27 protein-coding genes are annotated in these 23795 nt (G+C 38.7%); 14 read left to right on the forward strand and 13 right to left on the reverse strand.

Going from position 1 to position 23795, the window contains the following annotated elements; genetic code table 11:
• The first annotated feature begins 156 nt into the window (after positions 1-156).
• The 5 genes from AC6JA8_RS17790 to AC6JA8_RS17810 are packed head-to-tail and all read left to right on the forward strand — an operon-like array spanning position 157 to position 3184.
• The gene (locus AC6JA8_RS17790) at positions 157-351 is read left to right on the forward strand and encodes a hypothetical protein (protein ID WP_133566668.1); all 195 of its coding nucleotides are present in this window, start codon (positions 157-159) and stop codon (positions 349-351) included.
• Positions 344-1165, forward strand: coding sequence for an adenine nucleotide alpha hydrolase family protein (locus AC6JA8_RS17795; RefSeq protein ID WP_102245155.1), 822 nt, complete (start codon positions 344-346; stop codon positions 1163-1165). Before AC6JA8_RS17790 ends, AC6JA8_RS17795 begins: the two co-directional genes overlap by 8 nt.
• 59 nt (positions 1166-1224) lie before the next feature.
• Positions 1225-1428 (forward strand): hypothetical protein, encoded by a 204-nt coding sequence (locus AC6JA8_RS17800; protein ID WP_102245156.1) that lies wholly within the window; start codon positions 1225-1227, stop codon positions 1426-1428.
• A gap of 9 nt (positions 1429-1437) precedes the next feature.
• Positions 1438-2433 (forward strand): hypothetical protein, encoded by a 996-nt coding sequence (locus AC6JA8_RS17805; RefSeq protein ID WP_497975002.1) that lies wholly within the window; start codon positions 1438-1440, stop codon positions 2431-2433.
• Positions 2426-3184, forward strand: coding sequence for a hypothetical protein (locus tag AC6JA8_RS17810; RefSeq protein WP_497975003.1), 759 nt, complete (start codon positions 2426-2428; stop codon positions 3182-3184). The genes AC6JA8_RS17805 and AC6JA8_RS17810 overlap by 8 nt, the downstream gene beginning before the upstream one ends.
• Here the strand turns inward: AC6JA8_RS17810 and AC6JA8_RS17815 are convergent.
• A complete protein-coding gene (locus AC6JA8_RS17815; protein WP_497975004.1) occupies positions 3153-3770 on the reverse strand; it encodes an aspartyl/asparaginyl beta-hydroxylase domain-containing protein in 618 nt (205 codons plus the stop codon). The two genes, AC6JA8_RS17810 and AC6JA8_RS17815, sit on opposite strands and share 32 nt — an antisense overlap.
• Complete coding sequence (locus AC6JA8_RS17820; RefSeq protein WP_497975005.1) at positions 3767-4312, reverse strand: HD domain-containing protein; 546 nt, start codon at positions 4310-4312, stop codon at positions 3767-3769. The genes AC6JA8_RS17815 and AC6JA8_RS17820 overlap by 4 nt, the downstream gene beginning before the upstream one ends.
• Positions 4313-4341: 29 nt before the next feature.
• Between AC6JA8_RS17820 and AC6JA8_RS17825 the strand changes: the two genes are divergently transcribed.
• On the forward strand, positions 4342-5118 hold the full coding sequence (locus AC6JA8_RS17825; RefSeq protein ID WP_497975006.1) for a hypothetical protein: 777 nt from the start codon (positions 4342-4344) through the stop codon (positions 5116-5118).
• On the opposite strand, the gene AC6JA8_RS17830 is transcribed toward AC6JA8_RS17825, so the two are convergent.
• The 4 genes from AC6JA8_RS17830 to AC6JA8_RS17845 form a co-directional block, all read right to left on the reverse strand.
• The gene (locus AC6JA8_RS17830; protein WP_497975007.1) at positions 5111-6148 is read right to left on the reverse strand and encodes a TRAP transporter substrate-binding protein; all 1038 of its coding nucleotides are present in this window, start codon (positions 6146-6148) and stop codon (positions 5111-5113) included. The two genes, AC6JA8_RS17825 and AC6JA8_RS17830, sit on opposite strands and share 8 nt — an antisense overlap.
• Positions 6149-6201: 53 nt before the next feature.
• On the reverse strand, positions 6202-6639 hold the full coding sequence (locus tag AC6JA8_RS17835; protein ID WP_497975008.1) for a hypothetical protein: 438 nt from the start codon (positions 6637-6639) through the stop codon (positions 6202-6204).
• 163 nt (positions 6640-6802) lie between these two features.
• Positions 6803-7627 carry an SUMF1/EgtB/PvdO family nonheme iron enzyme gene (locus tag AC6JA8_RS17840; protein WP_497975009.1) on the reverse strand — a complete coding sequence of 275 codons (825 nt, stop codon included), beginning with the start codon at positions 7625-7627 and terminating at the stop codon, positions 6803-6805.
• A complete protein-coding gene (locus tag AC6JA8_RS17845; protein ID WP_497975010.1) occupies positions 7611-8417 on the reverse strand; it encodes a hypothetical protein in 807 nt (268 codons plus the stop codon). The genes AC6JA8_RS17840 and AC6JA8_RS17845 overlap by 17 nt, the downstream gene beginning before the upstream one ends.
• Here AC6JA8_RS17845 and AC6JA8_RS17850 point away from each other — a divergent pair.
• Genes AC6JA8_RS17850 through AC6JA8_RS17860 form a run of 3 tightly spaced genes read left to right on the forward strand, consistent with a single transcriptional unit; the run spans position 8405 to position 11589 of the window.
• Positions 8405-9649, forward strand: a complete 1245-nt coding sequence (locus AC6JA8_RS17850) for a hypothetical protein (protein ID WP_497975011.1) — start codon at positions 8405-8407, stop codon at positions 9647-9649. The genes AC6JA8_RS17845 and AC6JA8_RS17850 overlap by 13 nt on opposite strands.
• Before the next feature lie 34 nt (positions 9650-9683).
• Positions 9684-10808, forward strand: coding sequence for a hypothetical protein (locus AC6JA8_RS17855; RefSeq protein WP_497975012.1), 1125 nt, complete (start codon positions 9684-9686; stop codon positions 10806-10808).
• The gene (locus AC6JA8_RS17860) at positions 10798-11589 is read left to right on the forward strand and encodes a sterol desaturase family protein (protein ID WP_497975013.1); all 792 of its coding nucleotides are present in this window, start codon (positions 10798-10800) and stop codon (positions 11587-11589) included. The genes AC6JA8_RS17855 and AC6JA8_RS17860 overlap by 11 nt, the downstream gene beginning before the upstream one ends.
• Here AC6JA8_RS17860 and AC6JA8_RS17865 read toward each other — a convergent pair.
• Positions 11584-12639 carry a hypothetical protein gene (locus tag AC6JA8_RS17865; protein WP_497975014.1) on the reverse strand — a complete coding sequence of 352 codons (1056 nt, stop codon included), beginning with the start codon at positions 12637-12639 and terminating at the stop codon, positions 11584-11586. The genes AC6JA8_RS17860 and AC6JA8_RS17865 overlap by 6 nt on opposite strands.
• 231 nt (positions 12640-12870) lie before the next feature.
• Here AC6JA8_RS17865 and AC6JA8_RS17870 point away from each other — a divergent pair, with 231 nt between their 5' ends.
• From AC6JA8_RS17870 to AC6JA8_RS17880, 3 genes are read left to right on the forward strand one after another with little or no spacing between them, the layout of a single operon-like run.
• Positions 12871-13446, forward strand: a complete 576-nt coding sequence (locus tag AC6JA8_RS17870; RefSeq protein WP_497975015.1) for a ferritin-like domain-containing protein — start codon at positions 12871-12873, stop codon at positions 13444-13446.
• Positions 13443-14228 carry a hypothetical protein gene (locus tag AC6JA8_RS17875; protein ID WP_497975016.1) on the forward strand — a complete coding sequence of 262 codons (786 nt, stop codon included), beginning with the start codon at positions 13443-13445 and terminating at the stop codon, positions 14226-14228. The genes AC6JA8_RS17870 and AC6JA8_RS17875 overlap by 4 nt, the downstream gene beginning before the upstream one ends.
• Positions 14197-14772, forward strand: coding sequence for a hypothetical protein (locus tag AC6JA8_RS17880; protein ID WP_497975017.1), 576 nt, complete (start codon positions 14197-14199; stop codon positions 14770-14772). The genes AC6JA8_RS17875 and AC6JA8_RS17880 overlap by 32 nt, the downstream gene beginning before the upstream one ends.
• Here AC6JA8_RS17880 and AC6JA8_RS17885 read toward each other — a convergent pair.
• Both AC6JA8_RS17885 and AC6JA8_RS17890 read right to left on the reverse strand, forming a co-directional pair.
• A complete protein-coding gene (locus AC6JA8_RS17885) occupies positions 14769-15395 on the reverse strand; it encodes a hypothetical protein (protein ID WP_497975018.1) in 627 nt (208 codons plus the stop codon). The two genes, AC6JA8_RS17880 and AC6JA8_RS17885, sit on opposite strands and share 4 nt — an antisense overlap.
• Before the next feature lie 3 nt (positions 15396-15398).
• Positions 15399-16166, reverse strand: coding sequence for an aspartyl/asparaginyl beta-hydroxylase domain-containing protein (locus tag AC6JA8_RS17890; protein WP_497975019.1), 768 nt, complete (start codon positions 16164-16166; stop codon positions 15399-15401).
• A gap of 65 nt (positions 16167-16231) precedes the next feature.
• On the opposite strand from AC6JA8_RS17890, the gene AC6JA8_RS17895 reads away from it, so the two are divergent.
• Positions 16232-17395 (forward strand): glycosyltransferase family 2 protein, encoded by a 1164-nt coding sequence (locus AC6JA8_RS17895; RefSeq protein ID WP_497975020.1) that lies wholly within the window; start codon positions 16232-16234, stop codon positions 17393-17395.
• On the opposite strand, the gene AC6JA8_RS17900 is transcribed toward AC6JA8_RS17895, so the two are convergent.
• Positions 17392-18780 (reverse strand): twitch domain-containing radical SAM protein, encoded by a 1389-nt coding sequence (locus AC6JA8_RS17900; protein ID WP_497975021.1) that lies wholly within the window; start codon positions 18778-18780, stop codon positions 17392-17394. The two genes, AC6JA8_RS17895 and AC6JA8_RS17900, sit on opposite strands and share 4 nt — an antisense overlap.
• Before the next feature lie 92 nt (positions 18781-18872).
• On the opposite strand from AC6JA8_RS17900, the gene AC6JA8_RS17905 reads away from it, so the two are divergent.
• Positions 18873-20288: an NAD(P)/FAD-dependent oxidoreductase gene (locus tag AC6JA8_RS17905; RefSeq protein ID WP_497975022.1), complete on the forward strand. Its 1416-nt coding sequence runs from the start codon at positions 18873-18875 to the stop codon at positions 20286-20288.
• Here AC6JA8_RS17905 and AC6JA8_RS17910 read toward each other — a convergent pair.
• The 3 genes from AC6JA8_RS17910 to AC6JA8_RS17920 are packed head-to-tail and all read right to left on the reverse strand — an operon-like array spanning position 20283 to position 23760.
• Positions 20283-21635: an ArnT family glycosyltransferase gene (locus AC6JA8_RS17910; protein WP_497975023.1), complete on the reverse strand. Its 1353-nt coding sequence runs from the start codon at positions 21633-21635 to the stop codon at positions 20283-20285. The genes AC6JA8_RS17905 and AC6JA8_RS17910 overlap by 6 nt on opposite strands.
• A complete protein-coding gene (locus AC6JA8_RS17915; protein WP_497975024.1) occupies positions 21635-22777 on the reverse strand; it encodes a glycosyltransferase family 2 protein in 1143 nt (380 codons plus the stop codon). The genes AC6JA8_RS17910 and AC6JA8_RS17915 overlap by 1 nt, the downstream gene beginning before the upstream one ends.
• Positions 22774-23760 carry a glycosyltransferase family 2 protein gene (locus AC6JA8_RS17920; protein WP_497975025.1) on the reverse strand — a complete coding sequence of 329 codons (987 nt, stop codon included), beginning with the start codon at positions 23758-23760 and terminating at the stop codon, positions 22774-22776. The genes AC6JA8_RS17915 and AC6JA8_RS17920 overlap by 4 nt, the downstream gene beginning before the upstream one ends.
• Between the last annotated feature and the right edge of the window lie 35 nt (positions 23761-23795).

Consider the following 23795-nt stretch of genomic DNA (forward strand, 5'->3'; position numbering starts at 1 on the left):
GACTAAGCGGAGGGAAACCTCACATATGACAAGGGTAAGGACAGTGGCCAGGATGAGTTTTAAAATATTTTTCACTGATAATAATTAAATAGTGCCATAACCCCCATGGCAAGTTAAAGTTTAAGTCTAACGAATTACAAGTGGAAAACTCCTCGAGTGAATAACGGATTAATTATTGTCAGGTTGATTTTCTCTTCTCTCATCTGCCTGATTGCCTTATTACTTCCCTACCGACTGAGACTGATGTGGTTTCAGATGATTTCTTTTTTTGTTCATCTTCCTTTTAAACTTTTTGGTGCCCTGGCCAAATGGATGCTTAAAGAATTAGGAGTGCAAAATCCGTATGAATGAGTGTGTCGTTTTATTTTCAGGTGGAACTGATTCTTTTTGCACAGCGGGACTTGCTGCTGAAAAGCACGAGCGCGTTCATCTTCTAACTTTCTACGAGAAGGCGACTGAAAACTCTCCCTGGCCGGAACAAAATCTTGAGCGCCTGCAAAAAAAATACGGCGCTGACAAATTCACTCTTTCAGTTTTTTCAACAGACAAAATTGTTAAGCATCTAAGTTATAAACATTTCTTTAAATTCTTAAAAGAGTTTCACTTTTATAACCTGGCGACTCCTGGACTAAGCTCGCTGAGCTGGCACACAAGAACTGTGCTTTTTTGCCAGGAGAAAAAGATTCAAACCGTCTATGATGGAATGACCAAAGAACTTCTGCATCTTCCAGGACACATGCCGGAAATCAGAGAGCTCTTCCGCGAGTTTTATAAAAGTCATGGCATCCAATTCTCCAGCATGGTTATCGACTGGGACATTCCTGAAGATCAGCGCTTTATGGATAGGTTGATTGTTGACCGCCATGGTTTCACACTAGGGCCAAAACCTAAAACGCGCACAACTGGAGACTGGTTGTTTAATAACGGACTTCTTCCTAGTAAAAATGTTAAAGGAAGCGAGTTTGATCGACTTATGCAACACGATTGTTATCCTTTTATCGTCTACAACATGCTGGTTTTCTGGTTTTTTGAGCCACTTATTGGCTATGAAAAATACAAGATCAACCTGCGCACATTTATGAGTAAAAAAGTTGAGATGGCCCAGGCCCTAATCAATGATGAATCTCACTTCCCATTTGTCAGATCTCCAAATGAAAGAGTCTGATTTCCTCAGGATAAAAAATTCTAGTCAAATAAATCATTCAGTGGTCTACTAAATACATTATGCAGAACACCGATAACACTCCTGAACAGAAGGAAGAAATTCCCAGAACGACGTCTGGTTTTCTCATTTTTTTATTCAAAAAAATTATTGAAAAAAGAAAGTACTGGCTTCTTCTCGTATGGTGTTTATTGGCAGCACTCGGCCTGGTTCTTTTTCTCACAGGTAACGGTGCTCTACTTCCTGCCATCTACATGGCCTTTTAAAAAAAGATTATGACCGACAGAATATTAGCTGTTAGAAATTCATGGGTCTTTAACTGGAAGCTCGACCTTTTATCTTTTGTAGCGCCTTTTATCGTCGCTTATTTTTTCATTGGTACAAAATACAACAGCGTTAATAACTACTGGCTGAGTTTCTTTCTAGCGAAAGTTTTTATCGGTGGCGGTCACATTTTTGCGACCTACATCCCTTTTGCCACTGGTTCTGAATTAAAGAAGAGACTGGATAAAAAGTTCTATATCGTTCCTCTCGTTTTTGTCGGGATCTATGCGATTGCGAACTTTATTTCCGATGTCTATTTTATGAATCTCCTGGCCATCACTGGGCTTGCTCACATTTATCTTCAGCACCAGGCCTGGCTAAAAATGTCTCAGGGAAAACTCTCTCCCCAAAGAAAGAAATTTGAACGCATCTTTTTTCTTACCGTACTAGGACTTCCGAACTTCATCTGGTTTTTCCGCCAGCTGGATAATCTTCCTTCTTATCTTTATGGGATCACAATCACTCAATCAATTCCTAATTGGGGAATCTTCACTCCTGCTTTTTTAACTGCTTTTACAGCGATCTCGCTTCTCATCAGCGTGGGATTAGGGTTTAGAAAAGAAAATGGTGTGCTCATTTTAGATTTTGCCCGCCTGATTTATTTTCTCTCAACAACTATTTGGATGTGCTTTGGGCTCTTTTTTATTAAATCCCTGGGTTTCTTCCACGTCTACCTGGCCATCTCTCACGGGACTAGTTACATGGCCTATATTTCACAGGCCTGGCCAAAACACCTCGAAAACGGCGTGTGGAATTCAAATTATAAATTCGCCATCGTTTGCCTGGTCTCTTTAATTTTTGGTTTAGCATGGGTTGGGTCTTTCTATTTATTTAAATGGACTCCTAGCTCTTTAATCTTTCTTCCATGGGTGCCTTTATTGGTTCACTACTCTTACGATTCTATTATCTGGAGAAAATTCCAACCAAAGGCCGTAAGCCATGAGTGAGATTGTTAACTGGAAAAAGGCTGCACTTCAAAAGCTTTTAGAGATCGAAGGCGGATCTTCTATCTACTCTCATCAAAAGAATATCATTCAGGAAGAACGTCCAAGTATCTTCTACACCATCGCCGAAAAAAGACTTCCGATGAACGAAGTTATTGCTATGGTAAAAAATAATTTTCCCGCCAACCTTCCCGAAGGTCATTTTTCCAATAGAATTGTGGAACTGACACTTAAGCTTTTAGAAAAATCAAAAGATAAAATCGACTCTCTTTCAAGCCTCTTTGTGGCCATTGAAACAAATTGGGGGGTCATTGATCCAAAGTTTGAGCGCAAAAAGTTCTATGATCATTACCATCCACCTCGCGGAGATAGAAATGAGATCAGCACACTTTCTTATTTTGCTCCTCTTTATTTAGAAAATAAGGTCGATGAGAGTTTTAACTATTGTGATCTCTCTAAAATGAATCTGGCCGGAAAACCTTATAGTTTCTGGAAGAATAACAATCCAGAAAAGATCGCTGAAGATTTTATTGAACTCTCACAAAAGACTTCACCGAATGACTGGAAAAAGATTCTTTTCCCAGAGAATGGGGCCTTAGAAATTGCCTTTGATTCTTTCTATAATCTTCACAACCTAAGTGATCTTTCAGGCAACTTGTTTTTAACGATTGTTATTAATGATGTTGAATTGAAAACTAAAATGACTAAAGGTGGAATGCTCTCTACTTATCTTTCACCGAGTGAAATCGGGTAAAACCTTCGGTATCTGTCACATCCATAATTAAATGCCAGCGGTCCTCTTTTCCATAATTCACTACGCGGTGGCGTTGATTCACTTTAATAAAATAAGCATCACCATTGGCCGGAAAATGCTCTCTTTCATTTTCTGTTTCAAAAAAGGCCTGATCGTTTGTTAGGAGTGGAATGTGAAGCCTCACTGAATAAACATCCTTCGGGGCATCTGAATGCCAATAGAGCTCACTTCCGGCAGAAAGAACGCTGATGCGCATACGACAAGGCTTTAGCCCTTTGCTTGAAACTAAGGCCACGACCTTTTCTAATTCAGGAGTCATGAGTTCAGTTGGATGAATATGCTTTAAATCGTTGATGAGGCCTAGCTCTTTTTTCTTTGTGTAGGATCTTTCTAAATCCATTTCACCTTTGTCATTAAAGACGACGGCCTCTGCATTCCATCCACTAAAGAGTCCACCATCTTCAGAAAGAATCGACCAGCCTTGGTAACCAGGATAAACCTCGCGGGCCTCTTGAGTGCTCGCTTTAATAATGGATTGATAAATGTCCTGGACGTTAAATCCAGCTTTCCAGATTTCAGCGATCATCGTCTTTTATTTTTGGTTACAGAGTCTACCAAGTCGTAGAACTCTTCGAGCCTTAAAGAATCATAGGCAGCATCCCATGAAGGAGCATCATATTTTTCACAAAATTCCACAGTGGCTTCATAGAGCCTGTGAGAAACAAACTTATCTCTGGCATTTTTATCAAGACCGATCTTATCGAAGTAATGATAGCTTTGAAAAATTTCATGGTGAAGAATCATCCAATGCAAATCCTCACTTACATAAGGCCTGATCATTGCAGCTGAAATTTCAGCATGGTTAACATGGGTAAAGTAAGAGCCAATATCATGAAAAAGTGCAGTGAAAACATACTCATCACTTCTGTTGTCGCGACGAGCGCGCGTCGCCGCTTGAAGGCTATGCTCTAGTCTTGAAACAGGAAGAGCTCCTTGGATAGTGTCGAGTTGTCTCAGAGTTTCAATCAGCCTGTTGGGCAATTGATCACGCAGCTCATAATAGCTTTGATCGATTGATTTCCAATCTTCACTCGTACTGTCTTTAATATTCTTAAATTTTGTAGTCACTTTTCCTCTCTCTCTATACTATCTAACAGATGAAGAATATCCAAGATCAGCTGCTAGATTTAAGGCCTGCGCTCTATAAAAAATTATCCTGGCTGCGCCTGGAGGAGAAAACTCCGTTTTACAACGATATAACTCCTGCCTGGTTTCAAAACTTTAAATCGGCCCTGGAAGCGATTTCCGACATTCAGGTTTTAGGCTCAGGAATATCTTCAGCTTCTGAGTATCATATCGACCTGGCCTTTTTAAAACCACAGGCCCATCTCGACTTCATTCACAGTTTCTATATCGATGGCATGGTTAAAACTTTGTTCAAAGACAACATGGCCTATTCCACTCAAAACAATATCGCTTTTCATATGGCCTCAGTGCTTCCTCCCACTTGGGAAAAAAGAAATGAGTCTCTTAACCTAAAGGCCCATGTGCTTTATGAGATCAGACCTGATGGAGAGAAGTTCCAGGCAGCAACCAAAGAGCATAGAAACTCATTTGATTATTTCCAGTGGATGCTCTTTTTCCCTCATACCTGCTCTATTTCGGCCTACTACGACTACGATCACCGCGCCCGCCACATCCAGACAATTTATATGGATTATGATGAAGCGGCCCATGCGAAAGTGGTTCATGAAGCTCAAAAATACCCTTCATTCTTTCAGAAACGCTATGACTACAATCAGGAAAAAAACATTATACACAAGCAAGGGATGGTGGAGTACAAAGGCAGAATCGATCAACACCTCATTTCTGAGTCAGAGTTTCTCGATAACCGCCCTTTTGCACCTAAGAAGATTATTTTAGAACTTATTTAACAGCTTCGATTTTTTGAACCCAGTCTTTTAGCTTCGGAAGATCTTCTCTTACTTTAAGACCGATTTCATGCAGGCGTTTTTCTTCAGCTTCAGGAAGTTTTACGAATTTAACTCCTTCCTTAATCAGCTTCGCTCTGTTTTCAACTTCTAGTCTTAATGAAAGCTCTCTCTCATCCATGGCCAGTTTGTGCGTTTCTTCTAAGAAGATTTTTTTAGTGGCGCTATCAAGTGAGTTTAAGAAATCTTCATTAACTACAATTAGAGTTAAATAAAGGCTGTGGTATGTATCAATAACATAGTTAGCTTTTGTTTTAAGCTCTGGGTATGTTCTGTAAAAAACTTCGTAACGGTTTAGCTCACCTTCTTCGATATCAATCTGGTTAGCATTGAAGCTGTAAGCATAAGTCAAAGATCCAAATCCCGCATTACCTGGAACGTATTTGACTCCAAGACGTTGAGCAAATTTATCTCCAGGAATGTTTCCTGGACGGTACATTCTTAGGCCTTTGAAATCATCAACTGACTTAATTTCTTTTGATCCGTAAATGATTCTATACCCACCACTGTATGTGAAAAACAATCCGCGGATTTTTTTATCTGTCTTTTGGTTTAGCTCACCATTGTAAATCCCATCAAGGATCTTGTTACCAATCTCTCCATCGAGAACTTTATAAGCGTGCTCGTGGTTGCGGAACATGAAAGGCATATCAAAGGCCATGATTGGTTCGTAATACTTCTTAAGTGAAGAGATTGTCACCTGTGACATCTCCGCCTGACCTTCTCCAACTTTTCCAACTGGGTTATCACTTCCAGGATGATTTAGAGGACTGGCCTTGTTGATCACAACAACCTTAAGTTTCTGAGAACTTTTTTTGTAAAGTCTTTCAGAATACTCTTCAATGATATTTTTTAATTCAGTACTGCTTGGACTATGGGCCAGGTACCAACGGATTTCTCTGGTTTTTTCAGCAGCATTAGCAGACGTTGTTAAAACAAGGGCCGCGACTGTGAAGATAAGGGATAATTTCATGACCTTTCCTTAGCTATGAGATTTATACTTACTTATTAAAAAAGAATATTTAACTAAGCTGTCTGCATCGAAATCTTAATATCTTTCTGCTTTTTAAAAGCGATCAACTCATCTGAAACAGACTTCGATGACTCAAGAAAAAGATCGTATGATTCCTTTGATTTAAAAACAAGAGTTGATTGCATCGTGCCTTCTGCAATCGGGTAGAATTCTGAACGGTAAACCAGGTGGCCATCGTTTTCTAACTTCGTATTGTTACTTCTGACTCCAGAAGTTTTAAGAAGTGTAAGAAACTCTAAAATGTCGGCTTGGTTTTTTGCGGTGAAAGTATAAAGAACTTTGTAAGTGCCAGTTGCTTTTGTAGCAGCTGTTGCACCAAGAACAGCACTAGTGCCTTGAGCACCAGAAGCAAAACTCTTACCAGGTAAAATAGCCAAGCTGGCCGCTACCAGTGATAACTGTTTGAAAAATTCTCTTCTATCAAAATTCATAATTCTATTATGACCTATTTTCGGAAAAACGCTAATAATTTTATTTAATATTTCAATGGCTTAAGCCAAACTATCTGGAAAAGGCCAGTTTTAAATACCAAATTTTAATGACTTAGAGCTTTCAATCCCTTGGCTAAAGGACTGAGTTTACAAAGGCCTCCTACTAAAAGTGAGTCCTATTCTGGGCAGGAGTGTACACACACCTAAAACCCATAAATGGGTATCGCTTGTCGATAAAGACATCCACACCCAATGAAAAAACCCCAGTCATAAAGGGCGATTTATGCTTCCAAAAACCACTGCGACCAATTCCATTTCTTTTCACATCATGAGTCCAGTAATAACCAAGACCACAATAATTAAATTCAATCTGAGGTGTTTCACATTTTTGGTCGGGCCCAAAAGAAGCGTAACGAGCATCTTTAAAATCAACGAGACTCACATACATTTGTGGAGCTTCGATTTGTTTTTTATCGTTAATCTCTTTTATCCACTCAGCAGCGTTGCCGGCAAAATCCCAGATTGTTTCACCGTTAGAGAGTTTATGAGTTCTCTTTTCTAAATTCCATGTCTCAGCAGTACACGTTTGCCCTGTAAGAAAACAAGCTTCATCATCATTAAGACTTGCTTCCAGCGCTTTATCAGGCACACCATCGCTGTGACCGATATTTAGTGTTCCTTTATAAGGTATACCTGTATTCCAGTTTGATTTAGTGTGAGCAATATCGCGAGCGACTTCAGTCCACTGAGAATTGCTAATGAGATCATATCCTGCGCCAAGGTCTTGGCATGCTTTCAATGCTTCTTTTTGATTGATTTCCATCCATGGTTGATTATGAGGTTCTGACAAAGCTTTTTTGTCTTTACCTTTTTTCATCTCATACTTGGCAACGCATATATCTTTGAATGAAACATAGTTTGTCGGACATGCTGATTGAGCATAGAGAGCTTGCGAGAAAAGAAGGAAAACCTTAATAAACAAAACCATCAACCAAACCAATTTTATCCTGCACCTCTTTTGTAAAAGTGCCGTCAATCCTTAAAGTATAGCGCATTTCATTTTCAGCATCGACTCCGTGATAGTCGCGGTTATTAAAGAAATAAGCGCGGCAACTTGGATCAAGATAACTTTTTTCTCCAGTCACTTCGTTATAAATAAAACTTGGTCTTCCTTTTGATAAAAAAAGATTTACGCTGTGATCGCGATGAGATTCTTGGATATAGTCACGGTGTACGACAGTTGGAACCAAAGGGTAGCTGACAAAGAGAAGAACTCTTCCTACTTCATCAAAAACTTTTCCCTTGAGGGATTCAATATAAGAGACAAGCTTCGGAAAATGAGCTGCATTTTCATGCCAATCATTCTGAAGTTCTTTCTCAGAAGTTTTCTTTAAAAAATTATTATAGCGCAAATAACAAACGCCATACCACGGACTAAGAGCTCCAAAGGCCATATAGTAGTAACGTCTTTTTTGCTGCAAAGTCAGGTCTTTTGTTCTTTCGCGGTGAAATCCAGTTGGATCGTAAGCTTCGATGTTTTCAACAATTTCTGACTCCAGAAACATATTCCCATAGTCTTTACGAAGCTCAGGCGGAATCTCACCCATTATGTAGGAGTGGTCTAATTTATCGACTAAGGCCAGACCAAGAATCACTTCATGATGAAGGTCCATAAAAGAAGATGTGTCCAGAAACTCTTCCATATTCACGAAGAGTTTTCCATTCACTCCTTTAGGTCCAATAAGGGAATGTTTAAAATTTCCACTTGTCGTTGACATCGCTTCCTTATTTTTCTTTACTATTAAAAATGATGAATCCCATAAAGCTTAACAAATCCGACATCAATAAAGAAGTCTCTAGAGTCACCCGTGCAGGAAATTTACTGTCGAAGGACTCTATTCTTTATCACCAGTGGAGGATCTTCTGGGTTACAGAAGATGTCGTTCACCGGATTAAAGTGATCAGGATCATTGAATCAGGACACTCTGAGTCGCTTTACACAAAAGGATCATTGCATCCCATTAATAGCATGGCCATTCCTAGTTCTGAGCTTGAAAAAACTCTTCAGGACATCGAACCTGATCTTTTTGATTATGCCGTGGTCATTCGCGATGGGACTTTGATTAATCACTTCATGGATTTCTGGATTTATGTCAATTACCAGATTTATCTTTTAGAAAATGCTCATGCACACAAAGCGAGCAATCAGCTTGTCTCCATCATCAATTTAAAAGAAAAGAATTCAAAAGAAATTGATCTCATCCAAGAGTTTCAGGGCCTTTTAGTCGCCGGTGAAAATACGAACGTTATTCATACTTTCATCAAACGTTATTATGACTATTCATTGCAAAGAGTTTATCTACTCAACAATGATAGCCTTGAGATTGGGCCATACAATTTTGCTCCCGAAGAAATTTTCTGTGTGTCTTCTGGAATTAAGCCCGCTCATTACTTTTTGCAAATGAAGCAGTCATTAAAAAAAATTCATTTTTGTGACTATAGCCCCTTGGCCCTTCAGTTTTGGAAAGATGTCATTGAATGCAAAAATATGAATGCTCTTTTGAGTGTTTTTGAGAAATTCTCTCCTTACTTTCTAGGCCCTTCAGCTAATGCGATGGAAGCCGTTAAACTCACACTCAATCATCAAGTCGATTCATTTTTTCAAGATAGTGCTCATTTCTTTGACCTTCTAGATCAAATGAAAGAGCGCTCTCACTTTTTACAAGTCGATATCATTAGCAATTTAGATTTCTTAACTCAGGCAAACGGTCCGTATTATTTCTGGTTTTCAAATTCCTATGAAAGAAATCTCACTCTTCTTCAAGAAACAAAGACCCAGCACAGAGAAGCACACTTAATGCGTCTTCAGCGATTAAAAAGCTTTCATCAGGAAACTATTTATTACAACACTGCTAATTACGATTTTAAGATCGGAAGCCTCACATCGCCTCACTCTTTTGGCACCCAGGACATTCTGGACTCAACTCCCATGGAATGGCTTTCGCTCTAATTGTCATTTTTGCCAATTAGGATAAAATAGATCCATGTTTAAATGGGATGAAATTCTTCAGAGTAAAGTGCTCCGCTACTACGGCTCGTGCCTGGCGCTGATTCATGTGATTACGTCTTATCTGTTTTCAAGCTACCGCATTGATGACCTGGCCCGCGAAAGTGCTTTCCCTATTTGTTATCCCGGTCTCGAAGGGTGTGAGCACTGGAGATTTTTCTCTTCTCCTGAACTGCGCACCTTAATGATTCTTTATGGCGCTTTCGCGATTGCGACAATAGTTGCCTTTATCAGTGAACGTTTTAAAAAGATCGCCCCCCTAATGCTTCTTGGTCTTTGTGTATTCAAATTAATCCTGCAACTTTCTGATTACAGGATTGCCACGAATTACCACTTTCTCGCTCAAGTCATCACTTTCGTTTACCTTATCGTCCCTCAGCGTATCGCCACGATATCTATCTTGCTCCCCGGAGTTTATTTCTGTGCGGGACTTCTCAAGCTTAATGTCGATTGGTTGAGCGGTGAGACTTTAATTAAGCCTTCTATCATTCAAGGTCCACTCTTAAGTGCCTTGCTCGTTTATGTTCTTGTTCTCGAAATTTTTATTGTTTGGTTTATTTTCTCCAATAAAAAAGCTATCCGCCTGGCCGTTTTAATCCAACTAATCGCTTTTCACATTTATTCATGGCATATTGTAGATTATCCCTACCCATCATTTATGTTTTGCATCCTGGGATTTTTTGTCCTGACTTTAAACTACGATTATAAAATTAAAGAGAATCTTCCTCGTCTTGCTACAATCATGGGCCTTCTGTGTCTATTTCAGTTAACCCCATACCTTTTTGCCAAAGATCCAGGTCTTGACGGTCGCTCGCGCATTCTTTCTCTCAATATGATGGATGTAAAGTCTGTTTGTGAAAGACAAATTGAATTAACAACTGCTGAGGGTGTGACTTCTTTTAACATTCCCATCGATATCAAAAGACCACGTATGTTTTGTGACCCTCAAGTTACAAAAGAAATCGCTCGCCATTACTGCGAAAGAACGATTATCCCGGGAACGATGAAAGTCTTTCAGCAATCGCGAAGATCAACTGAAAAAGATTTCAAAGAAATTCTAAACTACTCACTCCAATGCCCAGGTTTCTCCCATGGGTCTTGAGTTTTTTATTGAATTTGCCCGATTTTTTATCACCTTTAGCGACTTAAGCCTTGCAATTTTAGTCTTGGGACTTGGGCTATTTTTAACTCTCTTAAGCTCTCGCCACAAACTTACAAAAGAATCATTTTCTAACCTCCTGACATTTCTTTTGCGCTCTTATATCAAAGTCTATGTTCTTCTCGTCTTTGGAAACTTTTACACCTACACTTCTTTTTCCAAACTCAGCCTGGTGAATCTTCCAAAAGGCTGGCTTAGTTTTTTATTTTGCTTTTTGCTAGTTGATTTTATTAAGTACTGCCAGCATTGGTGTGGCCATCGCTTTACTATTTTCAGGCTAGGTCATACTGTTCATCATTCAGGAACTCATTTTGATATCACGACGGCCATAAGAGTTCCGATGATGCTCTATGAGCTTCTTTTTCTTTTGCCTTGTTTTTTATTAGGCTTTTCGATGGAAGACATTCTCATCGCTATCGTTGCCCAGTTTCTCTACAATCTTTTGGTGCATATTAATTACGACGCTTCATGGTTGAGATCTCTGGAATGGGTTCTTATTACCCCACGTTTACATAAAATTCACCACAATAGAACGCTCACTTACAATAAAAACTTTGGTTTTATTTTTAGTTTTTGGGATAGGTTATTTAAGACCTATGATGACTCATTAGAGATGGATGAAATCAATGTAGGTCTTGAAACTCAAGAGCAAGAGTTCAACCCCATAATGATTCAAATAAGACCATACGTGAACTATTGGAAGAGAATAAGAAACAAGCTATGAAATATAGATGTGGCTTTTAATTTCAAAATTTTTATTAAACTGAGCATCCTTAAAAATAAAACCATTTTCTCCTCTCATGACAAGATTCGAAATATGTTTTAATTGGCTTAAGTCACTCTGACCAAAATCCACCAACTCTGTCTTTTTCCCTAACTTCACCATACGCTTAACACGGTAAAGAACGACATGCAGATTATCATCATGGACAAATGATGTCGTATGATCAAAATCTGATTTAGGCTCATTGGTGTTGGAAAAATCAAAGATTTCTAAACTTTGATCTTTTCTAAATTTTCCAATGGCCATGTTGGTGACCAGGTCTGTTTTTGGATCAAATGCTGCAAGAACAGGATAAAAAGCATCCTTTGTTTGCATAAAATGTCTGAATTTTAGATGTTTATATTTTTCATCAATTGGTTGTGTGCGAATAGTTTTTAAAGAAGATAAATCCAGATAAACCAGTGCACTTAACTTGTTTTGAGCATCTCTACTGACGGCCATGACTATCTCGTTTTGATGAATAATCAATTCATGTGGCCCATAACCAAAACCTTCGAGCTGATTAACAAACTCTAATGTCTTTTTATTATAAATTAATAAAACTCCTGGAGCTTTATTAGGATTAAACTTGTTGATGTCATAGTCACTTTTTGTATTCTCAACTTTTACACCACAAACATAAAGCTGATCCTGATAAACAATACTATGCCCGTAATAAAGAATTCCATCCGGAGACTTAATCATCCTGACATCTCTTGGATTTCTAAAATCAATCCTAACCAGGTTAGGACCATTCTTCTCAACTCCATAATAAATGCCGTTATCATTTTGATATGAATGTGGACCGCAAATCGCCGGAATCTTCACCACATCATTTATCTCGGGGTTAATCCCAACGAAATAGAGCTTTCCGTCTAACTTCGCAGTAAAAATCATCTTTCTTGCTTGGTAAACAGAAGATGCACTTTTCATACTACCGCCCATGGTACTAGAGGCCACTAACCATGTTCCGGCCATGAAAATAAAGTCTCTTCTGTTGTATGAGGTCATAAAAAATTTTCCTCCGAAAAAAACTAATACTCAAACACTGGTGAAAAGATACATTAATTCGTGAAATCTCTGTTAAATCGTTTTCGCTGATTTAAATCAATGAAAAACGCCAACCACCTTTTTGACTGAAAGCAGTAAAGCAAGTTTTGCAAAGGCCTATTTCCCTTAATTTCATTGCAAAATTTAGCAATTTACGGAACAATTCCCCTATAAAACCTGCGAGAAAATTGCATGATTCATAAAAATAAAGACGATGCTTTAATCAACTCCGCCTATCTTTCCGAGCTTTGGGCCGTAAACGATTTACTGCGTTTAAAAAATCTTTATCCGGCAGCATGGTCACCAGAGAGAGAAGTTCAGCTTCAAGATGAAATCCGTCATGCCAACATGCTACTTCATGCTCTTAAAAGTAAAGATTCAATTATTGTAAAAGATTTAGCTTTCTCCATGCAGGCTAAGCTGTATGGAATGTTTATTGATTTAGGTAAAACGAAATCACTAATCGAAGCAGCTCAAGTCCATGACATGACTGAAAGAAGAGCTGTATGGATTTACCGTACATACCGCCGAGTGGGAACAGACCGCGATTATAAAAAAGTTGCAAACGATATTTGTATCGATGAGCAAAATCACTTTGACATCAACTCTGATCAAATCGGCCAAGAAGATGCAAATAGTGTTTTTGCCGATTCAATCGTCAAGATCGATCAATTTCTTTTCAGCAAATACCTGCCGGAAAAATTCGGTTCAATCGTTTTTGCTTCCGAAGATTTCTGGAACTTCTACTACGATGGAGCTAAAGCTTGATCACCGAAAAGATGGTCAAGACCCATTTAACTAAGGCCCTTTCGGAGGGTGGTCTCATTGCTGAGAATTTAAAAGTCACTGAACTCGAGAAAAAAACAACATCGTTCAGGTCGCTGGATGAACTCGATTATAACCATCCCGAAAATAAAGCCTTTTACAGTGCTGCTTATGCTCTTATGGATGCTCATGCACAGGAATTAGTCACAGAACATAAAAGACGCATTGGCGGCTTTAATCTCTACCCTATCAATTTCCATGCAGAAAGAATTCAAATCCGCCCTCGCGTTTTCAGCGGTCAGTACCGAATGGGTTTTTGTAATTTCGAACTGGCCTCATCAATGTTGAGCGCCGGCATTCTTGAAAAACTCAATGAACTCTATCGCTTCATCAGAAGCGAAGTTGAATCTGAAGTTGAATACAATACTGAAGACTCAACCATGGTTCTACATAGAACCGGATGGGAGCCACCTCACTTTCACGTGCAGGATAAAGACCACGCTGATGACATTTACTCTGTCTCTTACGCCGTAAGAATCGCGGGAACTAAAGAAAGCACGTCGGTGTTTGATTTTTTCTCTGATTCTTTTAAAGTTTTTGATTCTCCAGAGAACTCTATCACCAAGATTTATTTCAAAAGCAAATTCATTCACCAGGTTTTTAAAACAAGTATTAAAGACGATGATCTTTACTTCTTTTTTGTCTGGGATGGATGCAAATTCAAAAAACCAATCAACTTAGACGACAATATTTATGTTCAAAGACTCTATTGTCCAAAAGTTTAGCGAAGACGGGCACGAGTTTACGCTCACCCACTACTTTGACACCACTTTATGTTATGAGCAGATAAAAACTGAAGCTGAAGCCTATTGGGAAACCAAAGGGAAAAAGGACGCTGAAGCGAATTACCTCTTCGATAATGAGACATCGTGGTCACTTGGTCAGATGCTAAAAAATCAAGGCTTCGAATTAGGTTTTACTGTTGTTGAAATGGATGGAACATTCCTGGCTGCTGCCGGACTAAGAAGGCATGATGATGTTGAAACGATTTGCTTAAGCCGTTTTTTTGGTATCCCTTCCCTTTACCCTTACGGTAATGCCTTTATCCTTCCTCTCCATATTAAACTCAGTAAAGAGAACGGGTACAAATCGACTATCATTACTTTTAATCCCTACAACGAACATCTCTTAAATTACTACACGAGAATTCTTCCTCGCAAGACCGACAAGGTTTCACTAATGGTTTATGAAGAAATCAAGAACTTTAAATCCCTGGGTCTTCAAACCATCAACCACACAGAGCAATTTGTTTTAGCTTATTCGTTTTAAGAAATGTCCATGTGATCAATAATTACATTGATGTTTTCTTCGCACACGGGAATATTAAGAACGGCAATCATCGTATCCTCTGAAAATGAAAACACGCTGTGCTCTTTAAAAGTATTAATGGCATACCATTTTCTTTCAATCAACTCGAGTCTCTTGTCCTCTTGAAGCCACACAAAGTCTGACTTATTAGAGCCTTTGACCAGAGCAAAGACTCTGAAGCTTTTGGCCGGTAGTCTGAAGTTCCCATCGCGATGGTAAGGGAAAAATCCACCTGCACCAAACTTAATAAAGTGACTTCTGCCAAGGCTTGCAAACTTGGAAGTGATATTAACAAGCGATGGACTGGCATTAACGACAGCTGTTTTTTTATTAAAATCCGGTTCATCCAGCTTGAGTCCATGTATCTCATTGTACTCTTTCACTGAATCTAAATCGGGATGTCCCGTCAAAAGACCATCAAGACTTGTGATACTTAAACCCATTCTTTTAATATGTGGTTTTTTAGAATTGTACTGTTTCCAGTCATTCTCAAAAGGTTTGAGAAGATCAGTTAAGTTTGCTTCCATCGGAGTAAACTTTAATGGAATCACATCACCATATAATGTAAAAAGCTGACTTAACATAATCTATTCCTTACTGACTTCAACACATTCAAGTTCAACTAAATCCTTCAAGCTGTTTTGCCCGTGCATATCAATAATTAAGTGCAAGCGTCCTTCGTTTGAACTATTGCTGGCAAAGTGCTTAAGACCTGCATTTAAAAAGTAAAGTCGTCCATCGGCCGGGTAGTGAGCGCGGTACTCTACGTTGTTGCGAAAGACGTGCATATGACAATCAGGATTGGTGATAATCGGTAAATGCAGCCTCGTAATATAACTTGGATCATAATCCACATGAGGCTTGATAGAAAAATTTGGTGACAAGTAGGCCAGGCGCACGCGAGTCACTTGATCTGAAAACGAATCAAGAATTGTTTCAAAGAGTCCTGTGACTAGTTTATTTCTCGTATTGTAATTAAGTTCATCCGCGACCGGGTTATAGTTTTCACTACCTGGGTCAAGGCGTCTTTGCCTGGCCATTCGAGAGTTATTTGAACTTAAATCCAGAGGCTGATCCAAATACTTTGGATCAAGTTCTGTAAGATAAATCTGACGGTATTTTTCCCCTTCAAGTTCTGCTGCGTCTTCTTCTTTAAAAAAAGAATTTTTGTTAAAAGCATTCACTCGCACAAAAAGTGATTGTTTGGAATTTGAACTGACTTTGATGTCGTTGTAGTTTTCGAAATTTAAAAGATCGAGACTTTCGCAAAGTTTTAAAATCTCCTCGATAGGAAATTTTACATTGGCAATATAACCAAAGTTTGGGAGTTCTTTGCGTGTTTTTGTTTCAACCATTCTTATTGCCCTGCAGGGTCTAAATTAACATGACTACAAAGTAGAATCAAGGTTATCCTGTCCCTATGGATTTGTCTCTAGTCATCCCTACTCATAACCGCCACGAAAATGTGCTGCTTCTCCTGGATTCTATCAGAGAGCAGGACCTGGGCGCTACAGTGATAGAAGTCATTGTTGTGGGTAATTTAAAAGATCAGGCTTTAGAGAAAAAACTAAAGGCCCATCAAGTTCCAACAAGCGTATATTTCACTGGGAAAATCGGTGTTAATGCTGCTAGAAACCTGGGAGTGCAAAAGGCCCAGTCAAAAAATATCTATTTTCTCGACGATGATGTTCTCTTAAAAAATCCAAAACATCTTCAGCATCTTCTGACTCTTTCAAAAGAACATAAATCCATGGCCGCCATTGGTGGAAGCTATCTATTAAGTAAAAAGGCCGGTTTGGTTGATGAAATTTATCATCAAATCAGTACTGCCTGGATGAATAAAAAAAGCACTTATCTTCTAGGTGGTAATACACTTTATCATCTGGAATCTATCCATATTCCTTTTCATTTTAACGAAGGAATCATTTTTGGTGGGTCGGAAACTGAACTCAATTTACGCCTGTATTCCAGCGGTCATGAGTTTCTTTTCTTGGACAGCTTAAGTATTGAACACGACACTCATCTCAATGCCTTTTCGTTGGCAAAAAAGGCTTTGAGGCAAGGAATGGGGCGATCTTTTCATGAAGATATAGTTCCGAAATCATTTTGGAGCGTAGACACAAACAGCTCTCAAGATATTCTTTCACGTTATCAACATTCTAAAATTCTTTATTACTCTGCTCTTTGCCACTTAGCTCTTTATGAATTCTTTTTTCATGTCGGCTACAGGCATGGGAAAAAAGAAAACAATGGACCGCTTTCTCTAAAAGTCGTTTTCATTTCTATGCTTGAAACTTTTTTTCAAGTCAACTCAGATAAGATCCTCTACATACCCAATCCAGATGCAACGCCTTTTCACCAGAAAGCCTTTCCGTCTTTAAAGTTTAGAGAGTTTCATCATTGGACTAAGGCCAATGTATGGTGGAAGATCCCAAATTTTATTTTCTGGAAAGCAGTTCCTCCACTTGTCACAGTTTTTGTCTGCGCTCTTTGGACGTTGATCCCCTTTAATACAATTGGGCTTCGTGTACCTTATGACCGCGCGATTAGCCGCTTTGAAAGATTATTTAAAAAAGAAGTTTAATCCGCAAGCTTGCGGCAGTGTTCGTAGAAGTCTTTCATTTCAGGGAAAGTTTTTAAAAAGTCCGTGCCACGTCTTTTATCGTGCTCACTAAAAAAAGAATAGAAGTCTCTTTGATGCTTATAAAGTTCTTGTTCTTCTTTTTTATTCTGAGGTTGTTTTGATTCTATCCAGTCTAAAATGCGTCTCATCTTTAGGGTTTCAGCAGGCTTAATCCCGAAACGATTGTCTTCTCTTTCTTCCATGAAAGTAATGATCTTTTTCATGTGCTCCTGGTAATCAGGAGTCAGTGCTGCACACGACATAAACAACGGGTACTTTAAATGCGGAAGATCAATATAAATTTGTCTTCCCACACTTGCAAAACGCTTGCGAAGAGAAATAACCCATTCCAGGAAAGGAATAAATCCCACAACACTAAGAGCATTAAACGTACAGGTAAAAGAAATAGATGAAGTTGGAAGCTCAGTTAAGTAGCGTTCAACATAGTTTTCAAAGCGCTTAAAGTCCAACCCATGTCTGATGTACTCGGCATGAGCGCCATAGGTATCAAGGCTTGTGTGCATCATAAAATGCTTCACTTTTTTATTTTCAACAATACTCTTAGTCAGAGTCATGAATTTATCAAACTGCTTTTCCGGCACACCTAAATTTGAATTCACTGAAAGCTCTAAGTGAGGAAGAGGCTCTTCATCGATTAAGCTTAAAAGTTTAAATGTATCAGGAATTAAAAGCGGCTCTCCACCAGTGAGCCTGAAAAACATCAATTGTTTTTTTAATGTTGGCCACCATTTCCAAAAAGCATCGACATAAGGATTCACTTCATCAGTAATCGGCATTAGACCTTGGGCCTTAAGCCAAAAAAGGGATTGGTGATCCGTGAAGTTGGAAAGTTTATATCCACCCTTCTCTTCAATTTCCTGAATCCAGGCCGTCGAATAAGTCGGACCGCAATAACTGCATTTAAAATTACAAGTCGAACTAAAGCTGACTTCCAGGTAAGATGGATTGATATCTTTATCCCATTTTGAAGAAGTCACTTCTTCATAAAATGGTTTGATCCATGAATCCTGGCCTCGAAAATGGCGGTCACTGTAACGCTTTTCAGGGAGATCTTCAATATCCCAGCATGTCTGGCATTCGCTTGGTCTTTTCCCTTTGAGCATCATTTTGCGCAAGTCTTTTTTATAAGACGTATTATGCAAGGCCGATGGGTTCTTTGTGATTTCTTTTAAAGGAATCACATGGTGATGCGGCAAGTGGCAGCTATGAGTTCTTCCAAGATTTAAGTGAATCGTCGAATGCATCCATTTGGCCATGCAAAAAGATGGCGAAACTGCATTGAGTTTTTGGACGGCTTCTTCAATGGAAGATGGATCATTGAACATGGGCATAATCGTATCTGAGAAAGAGGGTCAGTTCAACGAAAATAGTAAAAGGTGAAGTAGCGCAATGGACGTGATTATTATAGTATAACTCAATGAAAAAAACCGTCATTATCATAGGGGCCGGGCCTGCTGGGCTTACGAGCGCGTTACTTCTCGCTCGAGAAGGACATAACGTTGTCGTCTATGAATCTGACAAAGAATATGTCGGGGGCCTCTCTCGCACAGTTCTTCACAATGGTTACCGCTTTGATATTGGCGGGCACCGCTTTTTTACCAAAGAAAAAGTTGTCAGTGATTTCTGGGAAAAAATTCTTCAGGATGATCTTTTAAAAAGAAAAAGAACCTCACGCATCTTCTATAAAAAAACATTTCTTTCCTACCCGCTCAATCCAGCTGAGTTGATTTTTAAACTCAATCCTCTGGAAACTGCCGGGTTTATGCTTTCCTTTTTTAAGGTCAAAATGTTTCCTCATAAGAGAAAAGATAATTTTGAAAATTGGATTATTTCAAACTTCGGACAAAAGCTTTACCAGGCCTTCTTTCAATCCTACACCGAAAAAGTCTGGGGAATGGAATGTTCAAAAATTTCTTCCGACTGGGCCGTCCAGCGAATCAATAACCTGAACATCACTGCACTGATTAAAAAAACTCTTATGCAGCTTTTGAGAATTAAAAATAACGATATCAAAAGTTTAATTGAAGAATTTGATTACCCTAAACTAGGTCCAGGAATGCTCTGGGAAAAAGTTCGCGATGAAGTTGAAGCGCTAGGTGGCACTATTGTGATGGGTGCCAAAGTAAACTCGATTCATCAGATCAATGCTCAGTGGAAAGTTTCTCTTTCTAATGGTGAAGAAAGCCTCCTTGCTGATGATATTATTTCGACGGCCCCTCTTCGCGAACTTATTAAAGGAATCAATCCTCAACCACCAGCTCATATTTTAAAAGCTGTTGAAAGCTTTTCTTACAGAAGCTTTGTCACAGTTGCCATCATGTTCCGCGGAAGAAATCACTTTCCTGATAACTGGATTTATATTCATGATCCACGAGTGAAAGTCGGCCGCATTCAAAACTATGGCAATTGGTCTCCGGCGATGACTCCTGGACTAGACTGCGTTTGTTATGGACTTGAGTACTTTTGCCAACGCGATGACGACTTCTGGAACTTAACCAACGAAGAGCTTTTTGAGTTAGCTAAAAAGGAACTTGATATCCTGGGATTAAAATACTCACAGGAAGAGCTTGATTACAAAGTAATCAAATCTCCTTACGCCTATCCGATTTACGATCTTTCATACAAGGAAAGACTGATTCAAGTGCAAGAGTACTTAAATCAATTCAGCAATCTTCATCCGATTGGCAGAAGTGGGCTTCACCGTTATAACAACCAAGACCATTCTATAAAAACAGCAATGCTCGCCAGCGAAAATATTAAGCTGGGGCATAAGAAATTTAATCCGTGGAAAGTGAATCAGGATGCTGAGTACATTGAAGAGATCAAGCTATAGCTTAGGTTTCATCTTATAAACAGTGGCACCTTTGTATGGGTAAGACTCAGCCACATCGTAAAAATCACTTACAAATCGAACCTTGCACTTTGCCCGACTGTAATCAAAATCAACAAAGACAATTTCCTCAGTGGCCACTAGACCTTTACGGTTAAAGCTGTTCATGCACTGAAGTTTACTTGATTTAATGTAATACGAAAGACAATTGCCACAATTGATAATACTCAGTTTTTCTTTCGATAAGTCCTGTGACTTGAAAGCAACGCCTTGTGAATCAATTTCATAAGGTCTGTGTTGAATGTCTTCCTTGATGAAACTTTTATAAATCAAAATGACCATGGCCAGACCAAAAAAGACATTTTGAATATTCATCTCTTCAAAAGCATCGTCGAGCATCGAAATAATCATTAACGGAATCAAAGGCAGGGTTAAAAGCAAATGTCTTGGGTAAGCGTATTCCGGGAAAAAGAGAAGAAGGAAAGCTCCTATTCCAGCCGTCCAAAAGAAGATTTGGACATAGTCGCGGTCAAGCCCTTTAAAGTTTTTCTTTTTATAGAGATAAGTCCCACTCAAGATCAAGATCCAAAGAGAAAATACCCCTCCTGAAAAAATGAATGATAGTTTCCTTAAGTAATCAACAATGCTTAGTAAGTTTCTTCCACTATTTAAGATCAGCATCACACCTTTAAAACGGTATTCTACGTAGAGGGCCAGTGCGACTAAAAAAATCCCAATGTAGCGATAAAAATATTTGCGGTGCTCACGCGAAGAAAAGAGATGATGCCCTAGAAAAACAAAAGAAAACACGACTCCTAGCGGATGTGAGAGGGCAAGAAGTAAAAGAGCTAAAGATGTCTTAACAATTTCCAACGAACTGCGATCAAAACAAGGAACAGGGTCTTTTTTAAAGTTATAAAGCACGACAACCTGAAAAAAGACCATCATCGCATAAGGTCTCATTGAGCCCGAAAAAAGCAGTAACGGATGTGCCAGCATCATTAAACAAACTGCTTTTAAAGCATTGTTGCGATTAAAACTCAGGCGCGCCAGTTTATAGTAAAAAAAACTCAGGCCCATAGTAAAAAGAAGTGAAGGTAAACGAAGAATTCCTGAATTGTCTCCAAACATTTCAAAAATCTTTTTAGCTAAATAATATGGAAGAGGCATCTGGATTTCAAAAGTTAAAAGCAATTCAGTTAAAAGCTTATAGGGAAACTGCGAGATGATGTCATACATCAGGAGTTCATCATACTGCAGGGGAATTTTGTTGAAGATATAAACATGAAGGACGAGAGTCCCCATCAATAAAATCCAAAGAATATTTAATTCTGCTTTTTTTTCGTTCATTACTGAATCGTTCTCTGATCTAAGATTCCGTTTAGTGCTTTAAAATTGTTAAACTTTAAAAAATCATTTTTCTCGATGTTCATCACATAGAGGATTTCATTGTCTTGATTAATAAAGCGCAAATTTGTATCCAGATTAATCTTCTGGTTATTTTGAAAAACAATAGATTTATTCAGGACATTTTGCTGATAGCGAGGCTCGAAGCGTCCCCTATAGTCGTTTTTTAAAATCCCTAGAGCTCTTCCTGTCGCTTTAAAAGTTGAATTAATCGCCTTTAGAAAATAATAACTGTCCCATTTAATAAGTGAACGAATGACGTTGAAAACAATTTCATCCTTAACCAGGTAATAGTTTAAACGGATAGAATCTGGAATAAGTGGCTTTTTTACTGGCCCTTCAGGAGCCTCGTTGTGATTTAGAGTGGTAAAATACTGCTGCCATTTTTTATTGTAACTCTGTTTTGTGTAACCTTCAGACAGAGAGCGCATAAAATACGAACCCCATCCTTCCCCATGATATTCGACATGGGCAACGGCCTGAGTTTGTGCTGTTAAGTCATAACCAGCTAGACTGACTCGTTTTGAAAGGTCGATGTCTTCATGCCTTTCTAAAAGAACGTCAAAGCCACCAACAAAATGGAAAGCTTCTTTACGGTACATACACGCCGCTGAATTTACCATCGGACTTTCAATATACATCAAACGGAGAATGATATTTGTCCCACTTGTCGATTCTGTTTGTTGGCGAATACGAAAGCGGTTTAAAGAAAGCTGACCGTCTTGATCACAAGGAATAATCCTTCCCTGTCCTCCACCAACATAGTCTTTACTAAAACCAGCTGACAGGTGTTTTAGCCACCCAGCTTCGATAAAGACATCTGAATCTATAAAAGCGAGAAGCTCTCCTTTTGCAATCCTTGCCCCTGTATTTCTGGCATAACTTCTTCCCTGAGTAGTTTCTTTAACATAAGTCACTTCAGGAAAAGACTTAATGATCTCTGCAGTCTTATCTGTTGAGTTATTATCAACGACAATAATCTCATATGATTTTTTATCGTAATCAGCATTAACAAGCGATGAAATACATTTATGAATCGTTTTTTGGGCATTGTAGGCCGGAACAATGACACTAATAAACTTCATGTCAATTCTCTCTCAAACACTTTTTCTTTTTCTCCGGTTGAAAGCAAGCTTCCATGAAAAATACCGCAGAAATAGATTAGGTGGTCAAAAAAAGTCCAGACGACAGATTGAATAAAAAACCACATCCTTTTTTTTTCTTTTAATGAAAAAAATAAGTCCTTATTTAAAAGAAACCAGGCAATCACTAAGAAGGGAGTCATTTCCGGCATAATAAAAAACATCAAAGTCATAACTACAGCTAAAAACACACTGGCAATTTGAGTTTTAGAAGTATGTCCAAAATTTTCACGAGTGTAGAGAGTATTCCATCTTTTAAATCCCCAGAAAGCTCTAGCGAAATAAGATGAGATAAGAAAATCATTTTTTACAAGCGTATAAAATGAATAGTTTTTTAAATGAGTCACACTGACATATTTTAAACAGTGAATACTGTGCCCTTGAGTCTTTTGTAAATACCCCCAAAGAGAGTCTTCTGTTAAACGCAAATGAGTTGGCCATGGGATATAGCCGCTTGCTCTGGTTGCACAACAAGAACCATACACATAGTTCACATCGTCGTGTCCCATGCTAATAATATGGTTCATATAAAGATTTTTATATTCGCTAAAAAAATTATTGTGGCCTGCACTTGGATTCACATTAAGTGTGACCGTATGACAGCTTCTGAATTTCTCAAAATATTTTCTGATGTTTTCCACATTATCTTTTGTAATCAAAACATCTGAGTCGACAAAAAGATAAAGATCATTTTTGGCCGATCCCGCTCCTTCGTTGCGAGCATTGGCTGCGCCTTGATTCTCACTTAGCCTAACCAGGTGGCACTTAAAGGATTGAGCAATAGAGACAGTTGAGTCATTCGAGCAATCATCGACAACAATGATTTCATCCATTTCTCCAACAGCTGAAGCAACGGACTTTAAACACTCTCCGAGCGTTTTCTCAGCGTTGTAAGCAGGAATAATCACCGATATTGAAAGACTCATGAACCTTGCCAAATGACATTACAAATTGAATGATA

The sequence above is a fragment of the Bacteriovorax sp. HI3 genome, assembly GCF_059738875.1.

Coding starts and splice junctions, on each gene's coding strand:
- AC6JA8_RS17795 (WP_102245155.1), top strand. CDS start 344: ATGAATGAGTGTGTCGTTTTATTTTCAGGTGGAACTGATTCTTTTTGC.
- AC6JA8_RS17800 (WP_102245156.1), top strand. CDS start 1,225: ATGCAGAACACCGATAACACTCCTGAACAGAAGGAAGAAATTCCCAGA.
- AC6JA8_RS17805 (WP_497975002.1), top strand. CDS start 1,438: ATGACCGACAGAATATTAGCTGTTAGAAATTCATGGGTCTTTAACTGG.
- AC6JA8_RS17810 (WP_497975003.1), top strand. CDS start 2,426: ATGAGTGAGATTGTTAACTGGAAAAAGGCTGCACTTCAAAAGCTTTTA.
- AC6JA8_RS17815 (WP_497975004.1), bottom strand. CDS start 3,770: ATGATCGCTGAAATCTGGAAAGCTGGATTTAACGTCCAGGACATTTAT.
- AC6JA8_RS17825 (WP_497975006.1), top strand. CDS start 4,342: ATGAAGAATATCCAAGATCAGCTGCTAGATTTAAGGCCTGCGCTCTAT.
- AC6JA8_RS17830 (WP_497975007.1), bottom strand. CDS start 6,148: ATGAAATTATCCCTTATCTTCACAGTCGCGGCCCTTGTTTTAACAACG.
- AC6JA8_RS17835 (WP_497975008.1), bottom strand. CDS start 6,639: ATGAATTTTGATAGAAGAGAATTTTTCAAACAGTTATCACTGGTAGCG.
- AC6JA8_RS17840 (WP_497975009.1), bottom strand. CDS start 7,627: ATGGTTTTGTTTATTAAGGTTTTCCTTCTTTTCTCGCAAGCTCTCTAT.
- AC6JA8_RS17845 (WP_497975010.1), bottom strand. CDS start 8,417: ATGTCAACGACAAGTGGAAATTTTAAACATTCCCTTATTGGACCTAAA.
- AC6JA8_RS17855 (WP_497975012.1), top strand. CDS start 9,684: ATGTTTAAATGGGATGAAATTCTTCAGAGTAAAGTGCTCCGCTACTAC.
- AC6JA8_RS17860 (WP_497975013.1), top strand. CDS start 10,798: ATGGGTCTTGAGTTTTTTATTGAATTTGCCCGATTTTTTATCACCTTT.
- AC6JA8_RS17865 (WP_497975014.1), bottom strand. CDS start 12,639: ATGACCTCATACAACAGAAGAGACTTTATTTTCATGGCCGGAACATGG.
- AC6JA8_RS17870 (WP_497975015.1), top strand. CDS start 12,871: ATGATTCATAAAAATAAAGACGATGCTTTAATCAACTCCGCCTATCTT.
- AC6JA8_RS17880 (WP_497975017.1), top strand. CDS start 14,197: ATGTTCAAAGACTCTATTGTCCAAAAGTTTAGCGAAGACGGGCACGAG.
- AC6JA8_RS17885 (WP_497975018.1), bottom strand. CDS start 15,395: ATGTTAAGTCAGCTTTTTACATTATATGGTGATGTGATTCCATTAAAG.
- AC6JA8_RS17890 (WP_497975019.1), bottom strand. CDS start 16,166: ATGGTTGAAACAAAAACACGCAAAGAACTCCCAAACTTTGGTTATATT.
- AC6JA8_RS17895 (WP_497975020.1), top strand. CDS start 16,232: ATGGATTTGTCTCTAGTCATCCCTACTCATAACCGCCACGAAAATGTG.
- AC6JA8_RS17900 (WP_497975021.1), bottom strand. CDS start 18,780: ATGTTCAATGATCCATCTTCCATTGAAGAAGCCGTCCAAAAACTCAAT.
- AC6JA8_RS17905 (WP_497975022.1), top strand. CDS start 18,873: ATGAAAAAAACCGTCATTATCATAGGGGCCGGGCCTGCTGGGCTTACG.
- AC6JA8_RS17910 (WP_497975023.1), bottom strand. CDS start 21,635: ATGAACGAAAAAAAAGCAGAATTAAATATTCTTTGGATTTTATTGATG.
- AC6JA8_RS17915 (WP_497975024.1), bottom strand. CDS start 22,777: ATGAAGTTTATTAGTGTCATTGTTCCGGCCTACAATGCCCAAAAAACG.
- AC6JA8_RS17920 (WP_497975025.1), bottom strand. CDS start 23,760: ATGAGTCTTTCAATATCGGTGATTATTCCTGCTTACAACGCTGAGAAA.